Origin of the sequence: Pseudomonas syringae (assembly GCF_000737245.1) — a bacterium.
Lineage (GTDB): Bacteria > Pseudomonadota > Gammaproteobacteria > Pseudomonadales > Pseudomonadaceae > Aquipseudomonas > Aquipseudomonas syringae_J.
The window spans coordinates 12983-28214 of record NZ_JPQU01000046.1 but is presented as its reverse complement, the minus strand read 5'-3'; the positions used below and the strand labels follow the sequence as shown (position 1 = coordinate 28214).

10 protein-coding genes are annotated in these 15232 nt (G+C 58.0%); 5 read left to right on the top strand and 5 right to left on the bottom strand.

The genetic code is table 11. From position 1 onward, the window contains the following. Positions 1 to 85 precede the first annotated feature (85 nt). From IV01_RS08600 to IV01_RS08615, 4 genes are all read right to left on the bottom strand, one after another. A complete protein-coding gene (locus IV01_RS08600; RefSeq protein WP_032629936.1) occupies positions 86 to 1444 on the bottom strand; it encodes a dicarboxylate/amino acid:cation symporter in 1359 nt (452 codons plus the stop codon). A gap of 420 nt (positions 1445 to 1864) precedes the next feature. Next, positions 1865 to 3211 (bottom strand): ATP-binding protein, encoded by a 1347-nt coding sequence (locus IV01_RS08605; protein WP_032629908.1) that lies wholly within the window; start codon positions 3209 to 3211, stop codon positions 1865 to 1867. Beyond that, a complete protein-coding gene (locus IV01_RS08610; protein WP_032629907.1) occupies positions 3208 to 3885 on the bottom strand; it encodes a response regulator transcription factor in 678 nt (225 codons plus the stop codon). Before IV01_RS08610 ends, IV01_RS08605 begins: the two co-directional genes overlap by 4 nt. A gap of 176 nt (positions 3886 to 4061) precedes the next feature. Then, the gene (locus IV01_RS08615) at positions 4062 to 4361 is read right to left on the bottom strand and encodes a hypothetical protein (RefSeq protein ID WP_032629906.1); all 300 of its coding nucleotides are present in this window, start codon (positions 4359 to 4361) and stop codon (positions 4062 to 4064) included. 214 nt (positions 4362 to 4575) lie between these two features. Here IV01_RS08615 and IV01_RS08620 point away from each other — a divergent pair, with 214 nt between their 5' ends. Both IV01_RS08620 and IV01_RS08625 read left to right on the top strand, forming a co-directional pair. Next, entirely contained in the window at positions 4576 to 5370 is a 795-nt protein-coding gene (locus tag IV01_RS08620) for a dienelactone hydrolase family protein (RefSeq protein WP_032629905.1), read from the top strand. A 221-nt stretch (positions 5371 to 5591) separates the two neighbouring features. After that, a complete protein-coding gene (locus tag IV01_RS08625) occupies positions 5592 to 6317 on the top strand; it encodes a 4'-phosphopantetheinyl transferase family protein (protein ID WP_229636138.1) in 726 nt (241 codons plus the stop codon). A 133-nt stretch (positions 6318 to 6450) separates the two neighbouring features. Here IV01_RS08625 and fhuF read toward each other — a convergent pair whose 3' ends face one another. Next, complete coding sequence (gene fhuF / locus IV01_RS08630; protein WP_080290351.1) at positions 6451 to 7185, bottom strand: siderophore-iron reductase FhuF; 735 nt, start codon at positions 7183 to 7185, stop codon at positions 6451 to 6453. Between the two features lie 723 nt (positions 7186 to 7908). On the opposite strand from fhuF, the gene IV01_RS08635 reads away from it, so the two are divergent. The 3 genes from IV01_RS08635 to IV01_RS08650 all read left to right on the top strand — a co-directional run bounded on the left by IV01_RS08635 (position 7909) and on the right by IV01_RS08650 (position 15032). Next, positions 7909 to 10821 (top strand): ribonucleoside-diphosphate reductase subunit alpha, encoded by a 2913-nt coding sequence (locus IV01_RS08635; protein WP_032629903.1) that lies wholly within the window; start codon positions 7909 to 7911, stop codon positions 10819 to 10821. Positions 10822 to 11368: 547 nt separating this feature from the next. After that, complete coding sequence (locus IV01_RS08645) at positions 11369 to 13009, top strand: methyl-accepting chemotaxis protein (protein WP_032629901.1); 1641 nt, start codon at positions 11369 to 11371, stop codon at positions 13007 to 13009. A 775-nt stretch (positions 13010 to 13784) separates the two neighbouring features. Next, positions 13785 to 15032 carry a ribonucleotide-diphosphate reductase subunit beta gene (locus IV01_RS08650; RefSeq protein ID WP_032629899.1) on the top strand — a complete coding sequence of 416 codons (1248 nt, stop codon included), beginning with the start codon at positions 13785 to 13787 and terminating at the stop codon, positions 15030 to 15032. Positions 15033 to 15232 lie beyond the last annotated feature (200 nt).

Genomic DNA, 15232 nt, shown 5'->3' with positions numbered 1-15232 from the left:
ACTGAGCTTAGTCAAACAAGGCGAGCAAATCCCGGCCATAAAAAAACCCATCCGAAGATGGGTTTTTCAACAACGCTGTCTGTGGTTAAACAGGCTTGCGCGTCGGGATCGGACGGGTCACAGGCTCTTCAGCCATCTCGGCAACGCCCAGATCATCAACCGGCATGGTGTTGTCGATAGCACGACCACCGGATGCCAGCTCGGTTTGCAGCTGTTCGTTGTCCAGCTCGCCTACCCACTTGGCAACTACCAGGGTGGCAACAGCGTTACCCACCAGGTTGGTCAGGGCGCGGGCTTCGGACATGAAGCGGTCGATACCCAGGATCAGTGCCAGACCGGCAACCGGCAGGTGGCCAACGGCCGACAGGGTGGCGGCCAGGACGATGAAGCCGCTACCGGTCACGCCAGCAGCACCTTTGGACGACAGCAGCAACACCAGCAGCAGGGTGATCTGATGGGTGATGTCCATGTGGGTGTTGGTCGCCTGAGCGATGAACACAGCCGCCATGGTCAGGTAGATCGAGGTACCGTCCAGGTTGAACGAGTAGCCAGTCGGGATCACCAGACCCACAACCGATTTCTGTGCACCCAGGCGCTCCATCTTGATCAGCATGCGTGGCAGTGCCGATTCCGAAGACGAAGTACCCAACACGATCAGCAGTTCTTCACGGATGTACTTGATCAGCTTCAGAACGCTGAAGCCGTGAGCGCGGCAGATGCCGCCCAGTACGATCAGCACGAACAGGACGCAGGTGATATAGAAGCAGATCATCAACTGACCCAGCTGCACCAGCGAGCTCACACCGTAAGCACCGATGGTGAACGCCATGGCGCCGAAAGCACCCAGTGGCGCCAGCTTCATGATCATGTTGATGATGTTGAACATCACGTGGGCGAAGCGATCGATGAAGTCCAGAACCGGCTTGCCGTAAGCACCCAGGCGATGCAGGGCGAAACCGAAGATCACCGAGAACATCAGCACTTGCAGGATATCGCCGTTGGCGAATGCACCGACGATGGTGTTCGGGATCACGTTAAGGATGAAGCCAACGATGCTCTGATCCTTACTCGCTGTTACATAAGCAGCGATTTTCGAGGCATCAAGCGTGCTGACGTCGATGTTCATGCCGGCACCCGGCTGAACCACGTTGACCACGACCAGACCGATGAGCAGGGCGATGGTGGAAACGATTTCGAAGTAGAGCAGCGCGTAACCGCCAGTCTTGCCGACCGATTTCATATTCTGCATGCCGGCGATACCGCTGACCACCGTACAGAAGATGATTGGGGCAATGACCATTTTGATCAGCTTGATGAATCCGTCACCCAGCGGCTTGAGAGCCTTGCCGGTGTCAGGATAGAAGTGACCGATCAGAATACCGATCACGATTGCTACGATCACCTGGAAATACAGGGACTTATACAGGGGCTGACGAGTCGTCATGGCATCATCCTCAAGGGTATCGTCGGCATCATTCATGTGATGCGCGAGACACCTAACGAGCTAACCCTCCTGCAACTGGAGGGATTTGTTTTGTCGAGCTGCATTGAGCAGACCTGCCACACCTATCGCAAGGCCCGTGCCAGTTTCGCGAAACGCGCTGAACATCAGTCAAACCGATGCTCACAGGGAAAAATGTTGGTTGAGCCTGTACGAAGGCATGGCGGATTTCCGCCGCATGAGGGACAAAACAGCGCGGGAGTGGCGGGTATCCGCCCATGACGGGGAGAGGGCAGCATGGGTTTATAGACTCGCGCGGTTCCTGTGGGAGCGGTGCTTGCCCGCGATAAGGCTGGACGCGATTCACTTTAGAACGCATCCAGTCTTATCGCGGGCAAGCACCGCTCCCACAGGGGATCTGAGTCATCCCACCAAAAAATGAATCCTGAACGCCGCGCCACCCAGCGGCGAATCATCCAGGGTCAGGCGGGCGTTGTAGCTTTCGATGATGTCCTTGACCACCGCCAACCCGATCCCCTGCCCCGGGTTCTGCCGGTCCAGCCGCTCGCCCCGTTGCAGGATGCGTTCGCGCTGATCCTCCGGCACACCGGGGCCGTCATCTTCGACGCAGAGCTCATCGCCCGTCGCCGACGTGCGCAAGCTGACCCGTACCTCGCCCAGACACAGGCGGTAGGCATTTTCCAGCAGGTTACCGAGCATCTCCAGCAATGCGCCCTCCTCCATGGGCACCACGCACGCCTCGGGCAAGTCCAGAGTGACTTTGACCTGCTTGTCGCGGTAGACCTTTTCCAAGGTATTGCACAAGCTTTCCACCACCGGCCGCAGGCTGACGTGATGGCGCACCAGCCCGCTTTTGCGCAGGCTGGCGCGTTGCAATTGATAGCCGATCTGCTGGCTCATGCGCTCGATCTGCGATTGCAGGATGCGCGCCTGTTCTAAGTCTTCGGGACGTTTGGCGATGGTTTCGCTGACGCCCTGCAACACCGCGAGCGGGGTTTTCAGGCTGTGGGCCAGATCGCCCAGAGAATCCCGATAGCGAATACGCTGTTCGCGCTCACTGGACAGCAATCGGTTGAGAGACCCGGTCAGGCGTAACAACTCGCTGGGGTGGTTTTCACTGAGGCTGTCCCGGGCACCGGACTCGACTTCATCCAGCTCCTGACTCAGGCCGCGCAGCGCACGCAAACCCCAGGTCAGCCCCAGCCAGAGCAGCGCCAACAGCACGATCAGCGCCGCGCCAAAACCCAGATAGAGCTTTTGCCGCAAGGCACTGACGGTTTCCTGATAGCCGCGCACAGGTTGCAGCGCAACGATACTGAACGCCGCATTGCGCCCGCCCAACAGCCGTATTTCCACGTCATAAACGAAGAATTCTTCGCCGTCGGCTTCCTTGATCAGGGAAAACTCGCTGCCTTTGCCGTCGTAGCGTGGCTGGTAGTCGATGTTTTCATCTTCGGTGGCCAGCGACCGCCAGACCAACTCGCCCTGACGGTTATAGATGTAACCCAGCAGGCGCGAGCCCGGCAGGTTGAATTGCTCACTGGGCAACACTGAGGGCATCAACAGGCGGCCATGCTCTACCCGGGCGGCAGAAATCAACGTCGTCACATCAGAGGCCAGACGCTGCTCGATAGCGCCGCGCAATGCCAGGCTGAAGGCGCCCTGCAAGGCAGGCAGCATCAACAGCATGAACACAACGGCCAATGCCGCAGCGCCAATCAGCAAACGCAGGTGCAGCGAACGAATCATTTACAGCGCTCGGTGAACAAATACCCCAGGCCGCGCACGGTTTCGATGGGTTTGAACGCCAGCGAGCCCTCGATCTTGCGCCGCAAGCGCCCGACCAGCACCTCGATGACATTCGGATCGCGCTCTTCGTCATCGGGGTACAACTGCTCCATCAGTCGTTCCTTGGCCACCACCTGCTGATGATGGCGCATCAAATACTCCAGAATGCGGTACTCGTAGGCAGTCAGCGCCAAGGGTTGGTCGTCAAGGGATGCCTGTTTGCGGTTCAGGTCCAGCAGCAACGGCCCAGCGACGATGCTTGAATGGGTGAAGCCGCTGGCCCGGCGCAACAAAGCGTTGAGGCGCGCTTCCAGCTCCTCGAACTGAAACGGCTTGACCACGTAATCATCGGCCCCGGCGGCAAGCCCTTCGACCTTGTCCTGCCAGTTGCCGCGAGCGGTCAGAATCAGGATCGGGAACACCTTGCCGGCCACGCGCAACTGACGGATCAGCTCAAGGCCGCTCATGCCGGGCAAGCCCAGGTCGATCACTGCCAGGTCGTGATTGAACTGCCCGGCCTGATACAACGCCTCCTCGCCATTGGGCACGGCCTCGACAATGTGGCCGGACTCGGACAGGCGGGTCTGCAAGTGATGACGTAACAGCGCCTCATCTTCAACCACCAGCAACTTCATGACGCTCTCCTGGGAGGGGGAATTAGTACCATCTCGGATCTTCATCCTGTGGGAGCGAATTCATTCGCGAAAAGGGCCAGTACACTCGCAGGATATCGTTCGCCTGGACCGCCGCCTTCCCGGATGAATCCGGTCCCACAGGTTCTGTGTTTATTCAGTGATTGCTGCGAAACCGTTCAAAGCACCTGGTGTGCCGGCTTCCACTCCTGCGAGCTGCCAGCCTGGGCGCCAAGCACCACCGGCACCGTCTGCTGCAGATCATAATGACCCGACAGGTTTTTCAGCGCCACCGGTACGCCATTGTAGGTGCCTTGCTGACTCAAGCCCTGACCCCAGTTGCGCCGCTCGATGGCTTCAAACCGCTCACTGGTCTTGTTTGTGGGCGCACGCGCCAGCTGGTTAGTGTCCGCCGCCTGCGCCGCTGCGCTGCCGCCCAGAAAAGCCAAAGCCAGAAACAACTTGTTGAAGGTCTGCATGCTGTAGTCCTCTCGCGCCGGGCGCTGTTCAGGTACGAGGCCAGACTAGTCTGCAGGCCCTGAACCGGCCCTGAACACCTGCTGAACACTCGCTTAACACGCTCCTAAGAGCCCCACTGAATAACTATCTACCGCACACGATGTTTTTCAGGCGGCACAATGGGCTAGTCTTCTTCGGCACTCATTTACTCATATGAAGAAGAAGGAGCTGAACATGCGTTTCTGGATTGCATTCGCGATGATGACCCTGGCCGGGCTGGCACAGGCCGCCATCAAGACCGAGCAGGTCGACTATCAAAGCGCCGACGGCACCAGGCTCGTGGGCTATTACGCCTATGACGACGCCATCAAGGGCCAGCGCCCCGGCATCATTGTGGTTCACGAATGGTGGGGCCTGAACGACTACGCGAAACGCCGCGCCCGCGACCTCGCCGCCCTTGGCTACAGCGCCATGGCCATCGACATGTACGGTGAAGGCAAGAACACAGAACACCCGAAAGACGCCATGGCCTTCATGCAGGCCGCCTTGAAAGACAGCGACGCGGCCAACAAGCGCTTCGATGCGGGCCTTGAACAGCTCAAGAAACAGCCACAGACCAACCCTGCCAAGATCGCCGCCATCGGTTACTGCTTCGGCGGCAAGATCGTGCTCGACGCAGCACGCCGTGGTGAAGCCCTAGCCGGCGTGGTCAGCTTCCACGGCGCACTGGTCACCAACACCCCGGCAACCCCGGGTGGCGTGAAAGTACCAATGCTGGTGGAGCATGGCGCGAAAGACACTATGGTCACGCCTGAAAACGTTACCGCCTTCAAGAATGAAATGGACAAGGCCGGCGCCGACTACAAGTTCGTCAGCCTCGCCGATGCCAAACACGGCTTCACCAACCCCGACGCCGACCGCCTCAGCCACGGCGAACATGGCGGCCCGGACATCGGCTACAACAAAGCCGCCGACGAAAGCTCGTGGAAAGACATGCAGGCGTTCCTGAAAAAGGTATTTGGCGCGTAACCAAAAGACTGGCTGATCACCTGTGGGGCTGACGAGCGACGTGGGACCGGCTTTAGCCGGGAAAGCGGTAATTCTGACAACCAATCATCAGTGACCGTGACGATCTCTTCTCGGCTAAAGCCGGTCCCACGTCGTCACATCCGATTGCGGGCAAATTCAGAATCTCCCACGGGTACTCGGCCCCTTCCCCAATACCCCATTCCCCCGGCAAAATGCCGCCCATGACTCAAACCCAACCGCTCCCCGACTGCTGCCCCGTACTCCACCATCACTGGCCCCTGCCTCACGCCCTGGCGAATGTGGCGTTGGTCAGCGGGTATTTCGACCCGACGAAACTGGCCGAGGGTGACTTCCCGCGTTGCGCAGTTCAGCCACCGGCCAGCATTCAGCGATCCGTTGCCAAACGGCAAACCGAGTTTCTCGCAGGCAGGTTATGCGCCCGCGCCGCTCTGCTGCAGCTGCAGGGCCGCGACTGGGTACCAGGCATGGGCGAAGACCGCGCGCCGATCTGGCCGGATGATGTGAGTGGCTCGATCACCCACAGCACGGGCTGGGCCGCAGCCATCGTCGGACACAAGCAGCATTGGCGCGGCCTGGGCCTGGACACGGAGAACATGCTCACAGCGGAGCGCGCTACACGCCTGGCTGGGGAAATCCTCACGCCAGCAGAAATGCAGCAAATGGCCGCCGGCTCCGCTGATCAGATTGCCCTGCGCGTGACCCTGACCTTTTCTATAAAAGAAGCACTGTTCAAAGCGCTGTATCCCATCGTGCTCAAGCGCTTCTATTTCGAAGACGCGCAACTGCTGGAATGGACAGACGATGGCCACGCCCGCTTGCGCCTGCTCACCGACCTGTCCAGCGAATGGCACAGCGGCAAAGAACTGGAGGGGCAGTTCAGCGTGCAGGGTGAGCATGTGCTGAGTCTGGTAGCGGTGCCCGCCTGAATCAGTCGATATTCACTATTGGAATGCGGTCTCCTGTGGGAGCGAATTCATTCGCGAATGCGGTTTTACACATGACCAATCTCTATCGGATGTACCGGCCCTTTCGCGAATAAATTCGCTCCCACAGGGTCAGTCAGATCGCTACCTGCACCGGACAATGCTCACACCGCCCCACCCATTCCACCTGATAACTCAAACAACAGGTCAGGCGCTTTCGGCGCGCAGGCTCACCCACGTAATCGATTGCCTTGAATAAGGGATTGCGCCGCCCATCGCTCAGCGTTCTGTTGCGCAACAACCCATAGCCCGCTTCCAGCGAAACATCCGTCACAGCATTCAACCGGACAAGGCAGCTTTCCAGATAATCCCCGGCATTGCCCCACAACACCGAGCCCGGAACATGACCGTATGCGCTCAACGCGGCAATAAAGGGTCGTAGGTTGTCATCCAGCAATTCGCCAAGGCTCCCGCGCTCGCAATCGCTGAGCTTCACGCCACTTGGCAAACCCCGCGCGTCCAACGCCAGGCTTACCCGATCAAGCGCCAACGACCAATGCCGATCAAAAACCAGACTGGCCACCACCACCGGCGGAATCAACTGCATGAAGTAATACTTGGACCACTGCGAGACCAGCACCGCTCGCTGCGCAGGCATCAACGCCGGGCCGTAGATATTCAGCAACAATGCGTCCAGAGATTCAGGCCGCAACACCTCCAGTAACGGCCGCACGGGTTGCGGATCTTCGGCGGCCAGCAGGGTCTGGCCGAAAGGGGTGAATGCGCCGCTGAATAAACGCTGGTCAACCGACCGTAGGAGCGCGCTTGCCCGCGATTGCGTTCTTCCAGCCAGCCTTTCTGTATCTGTCATAACGAAATCGCGGGCAAGCGCGCTCCTACATAAAAAGCGGGTTCGATTCTGAAAGGCCGCAATTGTACCAACCCATTTCGCCAAGCACAGCACATGCCAGACCGGCCTTGCCAAGGTCATTTTTTGTGATAGGGTTCGCGCCCTCAAAAATCAGCCCGCGTCGGAAAAAAACCTGAAAATCCGGAAAATCCAGTCTGGTCCAGTAGTTATGCGGCCTACACGCGAGAAGGCGTTTTCATACACGATTTACACACAGCTTTATCCACAGGCCATGCGTTGCAATTGGTGTCCGAAAACCTTTATCTTGTAGCCCGACTTCACAAATAACCCTACATATAGGGTTTTGAGATAAAAACCCACCACAAGTAGATCGGGAATTTCAAGCATTTTTCTTTAGCGTTCAGGGTTGAACCAAGGGTCCGATTAACGGCCAAAGCTTCCCGAACTGACGCTGAGCACGCAATCCCGGAACCAGACTCGTAAATCAGAGCCAGCCAGTACATTTGTTGCAATATTTAACCAGCACCATCCCAAAGATTTCCCAGGGTAACGAGCAAAACGATTCGTTACCTTTTTGACTTCAAGGCCAGGGACGGCGACATCCGCCATCCCATTCCGTTTTGAGGTCGTTACAGCCGACGTTTGTCGACTGAATGCCTTCAATGACGGAAAGGTGGGTACTCGACCAGTACCCAAACAAACATAGAGAACGTGGAGACACCCATGCAAACAGACACAACTCGCGAGAATTCGCCGACCCCGGCGCCGCAGACAGGCCAATCCCAGCAAGACCTGTCCGCGACCGCTCCCGGCCAGCTGCGCGTGATCAAGCGTAACGGCACTGTCGTCCCTTACACCGATGACAAAATCACCGTCGCCATCACCAAAGCATTTCTTGCAGTTGAAGGCGGCACCGCCGCTGCGTCTTCGCGCATTCACGACACCGTTGCCCGCCTGACCGAACAAGTCACCGCGACCTTCAAGCGTCGCATGCCTTCGGGCGGCACGATCCACATCGAAGAAATCCAGGACCAGGTTGAACTGGCCCTGATGCGCGCCGGCGAGCAGAAAGTGGCTCGCGACTACGTCATCTATCGTAACGAGCGCTCCAAAGAGCGTGCTGTTCGTGGCAACGACGCACCGGTCCAGGCGCACCCTTCGATCCGCATCACCCGCGCCGACGGCAGCGTTGCGCCGCTGGACATGGGTCGCCTGAACACCATCGTCACTGAAGCCTGCGAAGGGCTGGAAGAAGTCGATGCCAACCTGATCCAGAGCGAAACCCTGAAGAACCTGTACGACGGCGTGGCGATGAAAGACGTCAACACCGCGCTGGTGATGACCGCCCGTACCCTGGTTGAGCGTGAGCCGAACTACTCGTTCGTGACTGCCCGCCTGCTGATGGACACCCTGCGCGCTGAAGGTCTGAATTTCCTGGAAGTCGCCGAAAGCGCTACTCACCACGAAATGGCCGACCTGTACGCCAAGGCCCTGCCTTCGTACATCGCCAAAGGCATTCAGTTCGAATTGCTGAACCCGATCCTGGCCACCTTTGACCTGGAAAAACTCGGCAAGGCGATCAACCACGAGCGCGACCAGCAGTTCACTTATCTGGGCCTGCAAACCCTGTACGACCGTTACTTCATCCACAAGGATGGCGTGCGTTTCGAACTGCCGCAGATCTTCTTCATGCGTGTGGCCATGGGCCTGGCGATCGAAGAGAAAGCCAAAGAAGACCGCGCCATCGAGTTCTACAACCTGTTGTCGTCCTTCGACTACATGTCGTCGACCCCAACCCTGTTCAACGCCGGTACCCTGCGTCCGCAGCTGTCCAGCTGCTACCTGACAACCGTGCCGGATGACCTGTCGGGCATTTACCACGCCATCCACGACAACGCCATGCTGTCCAAATTCGCAGGCGGTCTGGGCAACGACTGGACGCCAGTTCGTGCTTTGGGCTCGTACATCAAAGGCACCAACGGCAAATCCCAGGGCGTTGTACCGTTCCTGAAAGTCGTGAACGACACCGCAGTAGCAGTCAACCAGGGCGGCAAGCGCAAAGGCGCGGTCTGTGCCTACCTGGAAACCTGGCACATGGACATTGAAGAGTTCATCGAGCTGCGCAAGAACACCGGTGATGATCGTCGTCGTACCCACGACATGAACACCGCCAACTGGATCCCTGACCTGTTCATGAAGCGCGTCTTCGATGACGGCAAATGGACCCTGTTCTCGCCTTCCGAAGTGCCGGACCTGCACGACCTGACCGGTAAAGCCTTCGAAGAGCGCTACGAGTACTACGAAGCGCTGAGCGAATACCCAGGCAAGATCAAACTGTTCAAGACCATCCAGGCCAAGGATCTGTGGCGCAAGATGCTCTCGATGCTGTTCGAAACCGGCCACCCATGGCTGACCTTCAAAGACCCGTGCAACCTGCGTAGCCCGCAGCAGCACGTGGGCGTGGTTCACAGCTCGAACCTGTGCACCGAGATCACCCTGAACACCAACAAGGACGAAATCGCGGTCTGCAACCTGGGCTCGATCAACCTGCCGAACCACATCGTGGGCGGCAAGCTGGACACCGACAAGCTCAAGCGCACCATCGACGTAGCGGTTCGCATGCTCGATAACGTTATCGACATCAACTACTACTCGGTGCCGCAAGCCAAGAACTCGAACTTCAAGCACCGTCCAGTCGGCCTGGGCATCATGGGCTTCCAGGATGCGCTGTACCTGCAGCACATTCCTTACGGTTCCGATGCTGCCGTCGAGTTCGCCGACAAGTCCATGGAAGCGGTCAGCTACTACGCGATCCAGGCTTCCTGCGACCTGGCCGACGAGCGCGGTGCCTACGAGACGTTCCAGGGTTCCCTGTGGTCCAAAGGCATCCTGCCGCTGGATTCGCAACAGATCCTGATCGAACAGCGTGGCCAGAAGTACATCGACGTTGACCTGAACGAATCTCTGGACTGGGCGCCAGTACGTGCCCGTGTACAGAAAGGTATTCGTAACTCCAACATCATGGCCATCGCACCGACCGCGACCATCGCCAACATCACTGGCGTATCGCAGTCGATCGAACCGACGTATCAAAACCTGTACGTGAAATCGAACCTCTCCGGCGAATTCACCGTGATCAACCCTTACCTGGTTCGCGACCTCAAGGCTCGCGACCTGTGGGACTCGGTCATGATCAACGACCTGAAGTACTACGACGGTTCCGTACAGCAGATCGAACGCATCCCGCAGGAACTCAAAGACCTGTACGCCACCGCGTTTGAAGTGGATACCAAGTGGATTGTTGACGCAGCAAGCCGTCGCCAGAAGTGGATCGACCAGGCTCAGTCCCTGAACCTGTACATCGCCGGCGCATCGGGCAAGAAACTGGACGTGACCTACCGCATGGCCTGGTACCGTGGTCTGAAAACCACTTACTACCTCCGTGCCCTGGCCGCGACCAGCACCGAGAAATCCACCGTCAACACCGGCAAGCTCAACGCAGTATCTAGCGGCGGCCACGGCCCGGACGACTCGGCGATCACCGCCCCTCGCCCAACCGAAGCCGCCCCGGCCGGTCCAGCGCCAGTGCCTAAAGCCTGCGCCATCGACGAACCGGATTGCGAGGCTTGCCAATAAGGCATAGCCGAAAGCTCGCTCCCATCGCTTTCTGTGGGAGCGAGCTTGCTCGCGAAGAAGCCAACACCGCTATAACTAGCTGAACAAAACCGGGAGCATCAAACCCTCCCGGCCTCCCCCCGCAACACCTCCCTCCCTGCTTGAATCCCTCAAAACACAAAACTGTAGGAGCGCGCTTGCTCGCGATAGCATCAGCCCAGCCCAAATTTCTATCGAGCCGCACAACCTCAGAAAACACCGAACCTGTGGGAGCGAATTCATTCGCGAAGGCAATATCACAACCGATGAAAATCCATCGAATCTACCGGCCTCTTCGCGAATAAATTCGCTCCCACACGGGTAAGGTGAATCTGTGGCACCGGCTTTAGCCGCCCCCACGGCATTGCAGCCAAACCACTGCCTAAAACAATTCCATAGCATCCCCCTATGAATGCCGTAGTCTCCTTTCATTAGGCAGTAACCCCGCTTAACGATACCTTCGTCACACCCAAAGATGGCGTATTGATACCAGTACGTTTTGCGCATCGCTTCCCCACGAGTTCTGCTCATGAAAACCCCGATTTCCCTCGCGTCACGCATCGGCCTGGGCTTTGCTGCCATCGTGTCGTTGCTGGTATTGATCACCGCCGTTGGCATCCAACGGGTCAGCTTCATTGACTCCACGCTGGAAGACGTCAACGATAACGCCGCAAAAGTGCAGCGCTTCGCCATCAACTTCCGCGGCAGCGTGCACAACCGGGCCATCGCCATTCGTGATGCGGTGCTGGTGGCAAATGATCGTGATCTGGAAAGCCACCTGACCGAAGTCACTAGCCTGGAAAAAGACTACGTCGACTCAGCCGTGCCCCTGGACCAGCTGTATGCTGGCGGCCACGTCACCGTGCAAGAGCAATCCATGCTCAGTGCCATCAAAGAAATCGAACAGCAAACCCTCGCCGCCACCAAAAAACTGATCACCTTGCGGCGTACGGGCGATATCGCCGGGTCGCAGGCTTTGCTGCTGAACCAGGTATCCGCCAACTACAGCGAGTGGCTCAAGCGCATTAACACCCTGATCGACTACGAAGAGGCCTCTATCAAGTCGCACTTGAACGATGTGCAAGCCACCGCCAGCCAGTTTCGCGGCTTGATGCTGCTGGCAACCGCCGTGGCCTTGCTGCTGAGTGTCATCTTGTCAGTCGTGATCATCCGCTTCGTCAAATCCACTCTGGGCGCCGAGCCTACCGAAGTCGCCGAAGCCATCCAGCGCCTGGCAGCCGGCGATTTGCAGCAACGCATCGACACCCGCTACCCGAACAGTGTCATGGGCGTACTGAAAACCGCCCTCAGCCGACTGGCCGACACCATCACCCAGGTGCGTCTGGCCGCGCAGGAGGTCAATCACTCCTCCTCGCTGCTGTCTGCTACGTCGATCACCAACAATGACCAGATAAATCTGCAAACCCGTGAGGCCGAGCAAGTCGCGACCGCCATCACGCAAATGGCAGCCAACGTCAACGAAGTCACCGGTTACGCGTCTCAAGCTGCCGACGCAACGCGCCTGGCCGACGGTGAAGTTGAAAGCGGCAACCAACTGGTCGCAGGCACTACCCTGGCGATCGAACAACTGGCCACCTCACTGGCTGAAACCACCCTGACCGTGGAGCGGGTATCCAAACAGAGCGAGGAGATTGAAAGCGTTATCGACGTCATCAACTCCATCGCCGCGCAGACCAACCTCCTGGCCCTCAACGCTGCCATTGAAGCGGCCCGGGCCGGTGAGCATGGCCGAGGGTTTGCCGTGGTGGCTGATGAAGTCCGCTCCCTGGCCAACCGCACCCAGCGCTCCACTCAGGACATACGGGAAATGATCAGCACCCTGCAAAGCGGCACCGAAGCCGCCGCGCAAACCATGCGTGATAACTGCGAACTGGTTGGCCGCACCGTGGAACAAACCCGCAACGCTCAAGGTGCGCTGTCCAAAATCAGCCAGGAAGTGGGCGCCATTAACCGCATGAACGAGCAGATCGCCAGCGCCTCGGTTCAACAGAGCGCCGTGGCCGAAGAAGTCGCGGTCAACATCAACCGCATCCACGGCTCAACCGTGCAGTCCGCGACAGGATCAAAACAAGTGGCCACCGCAAGCCACGAACTCGCTCAACTGGCAGATCGCCTGACTCAGAAAGTGGCGTTCTTCAAAGTCAGCTAACACTTATGCACGGAGTTCTGTTGGAGCGAGGCTTGCCCGCGAAGAACGATGACGCGGTACATCAGATAGGCCGCCGCCCCCCGTGGGAGCGGTGCTTGCCCGCGATGCAGACGCTGTGATTTTTCAGACAGACCGCATTATCGTTCATCGCGGGCAAGCACCGCTCCCACAGACTCTCCGCCGTCTGGAGCGGCTGACATCGCGCACGCCCGTCACACCAACCGTTGGTCACCTGAAAATCCCCGCCTAAACCCCTCCCCCCGCCACAACCCCCAGTATCCAAGGCACACAGAAACATTGACCCCCATCAAGCGATAAAGCCTAAGCGTAAATGCGTCGCATCGACACGTTGCCGGAGGCCAGCGAGACCTATATGCTGTGTTTCGAAATTTGAAAAACACTACATACAGGGTTTTCACTGCATTTCCGCTCACTTCTCACCATTTGAGAATGAACCCGCAAATGCAAAAGAAAAAAGTGAAAATCACACCCCAAAACACAGTCATGAATGAACAAGTGCCGGGCAAAATCTGTATAATCCCGCGCTCGCTCCAGGGTACTCAAATGACCATTTGCACACGCAATGCTGTCTTACCTGAAAGCAACCTCTACTGCCCGTTTTGTTCGCCTGTGTGGCCCCGCGCCGCGGCGGCAAATCCATTGATCGACCTACAGCGCCACAGGCCAGTCGATCCCGAGTAAATCAAGAAATCCGTTGCCAACGTTAGCGACACGACGCGGGCACTACATCCTTTGAAATTCAGGAGCTTCCACCATGCTGAGCTGGGACGAATTCGATAAAGAAGACGGCGAAGTAGTCGCCAAAGCGACCAACGCCGGTCACGCCAACGAAGCCAACATGGACCGCCTCGACAGCGCCGGTGGCGCCGCAGCGACCGAAGCACGCAACATCACCGACAAAGACTCCCCTGCCCTGGTCCGCGCCAAAAAAGCGCTGGACGCACTGGACGTCGCTGAAGGTCTGGCTGAACTCGAAGGCGCCAGCGCCCGTGTTGCCGTTGACGAAAAAATGATGATCAACTGCCGCGCCGACCTCAACCAGCTCGTGCCATTCAAGTACGACTGGGCCTGGCAGAAGTACCTGGACGGTTGCGCAAACCACTGGATGCCGCAAGAAGTCAACATGACCGCCGACATCGCCCTGTGGAAAGACCCACAAGGCCTGACCGACGACGAGCGCCGCATCGTCATGCGCAACCTGGGCTTCTTCTCCACCGCCGACTCCCTGGTTGCCAACAACCTGGTCCTGGCCGTGTACCGCCTGATCACCAACCCGGAGTGCCGCCAGTACATCCTGCGCCAGGCCTTCGAAGAAGCGATCCACACCCACGCCTATCAGTACTGCATCGAATCGCTGGCCATGGATGAAGGCGAGATCTTCAACATGTACCACGAGATCCCATCGGTCGCGAAAAAAGCCGCCTGGGGCCTGAAATACACCCGTTCGATCTCCGATCCGAAGTTCGAAACCGGCACCGAAGAAACCGACAAAGAACTGCTGCGCAACCTGATCGCCTACTACTGCGTACTGGAAGGCATCTTCTTCTACTGCGGCTTCACCCAGATCCTGTCCATGGGCCGCCGCAACAAAATGACCGGCGTCGCCGAGCAGTTCCAGTACATCCTGCGCGACGAATCCATGCACCTGAACTTCGGCATCGACGTGATCAACCAGATCAAAATCGAAAACCCACACCTGTGGGACGCCGAGATGAAGGAAGAAGCCAGCCAGATGATCCTGCAAGGCACCCAACTGGAAATCGAATACGCCCGCGACACCATGCCCCGCGGCGTCCTCGGCATGAACGCCGCGATGATGGAGGATTACCTCAAATTCATCGCCAACCGTCGCCTGTCGCAGATCGGTTTGAAAGAAGAGTACCCAGGTACCACCAACCCATTCCCATGGATGAGCGAAATCATGGACTTGAAGAAAGAGAAGAACTTCTTTGAGACGCGGGTTATTGAGTATCAAACTGGTGGGGCGTTGAGCTGGGATTGATTTGATCCCTCGCTGACAAGCTTCAATGAAAGGGCTGCCTGAAAAGGTGGCCCTTTTTATTGCGCTCAGCTTATCCGCCAAGCGACTCGACGCCTCACCTCAATGAAAAATCAGACGCTGTATTTTCAGTCACATTTGTAGCCAGGCCGATCCCAACGTTCCTGCCCGCCGTTTGACAAACCTCAGCAACCGATAGCCTC

Bases quoted from the DNA above. Each gene is read 5' to 3' on its own strand.
- IV01_RS08600 (WP_032629936.1), bottom strand. From the start codon at position 1,444: ATGACGACTCGTCAGCCCCTGTATAAGTCCCTGTATTTCCAGGTGATC.
- IV01_RS08645 (WP_032629901.1), top strand. From the start codon at position 11,369: ATGAAAACCCCGATTTCCCTCGCGTCACGCATCGGCCTGGGCTTTGCT.
- IV01_RS08635 (WP_032629903.1), top strand. From the start codon at position 7,909: ATGCAAACAGACACAACTCGCGAGAATTCGCCGACCCCGGCGCCGCAG.
- IV01_RS08650 (WP_032629899.1), top strand. From the start codon at position 13,785: ATGCTGAGCTGGGACGAATTCGATAAAGAAGACGGCGAAGTAGTCGCC.
- IV01_RS08620 (WP_032629905.1), top strand. From the start codon at position 4,576: ATGCGTTTCTGGATTGCATTCGCGATGATGACCCTGGCCGGGCTGGCA.
- IV01_RS08605 (WP_032629908.1), bottom strand. From the start codon at position 3,211: ATGATTCGTTCGCTGCACCTGCGTTTGCTGATTGGCGCTGCGGCATTG.
- IV01_RS08610 (WP_032629907.1), bottom strand. From the start codon at position 3,885: ATGAAGTTGCTGGTGGTTGAAGATGAGGCGCTGTTACGTCATCACTTG.
- IV01_RS08615 (WP_032629906.1), bottom strand. From the start codon at position 4,361: ATGCAGACCTTCAACAAGTTGTTTCTGGCTTTGGCTTTTCTGGGCGGC.
- IV01_RS08625 (WP_229636138.1), top strand. From the start codon at position 5,592: ATGACTCAAACCCAACCGCTCCCCGACTGCTGCCCCGTACTCCACCAT.
- fhuF (WP_080290351.1), bottom strand. From the start codon at position 7,185: ATGACAGATACAGAAAGGCTGGCTGGAAGAACGCAATCGCGGGCAAGC.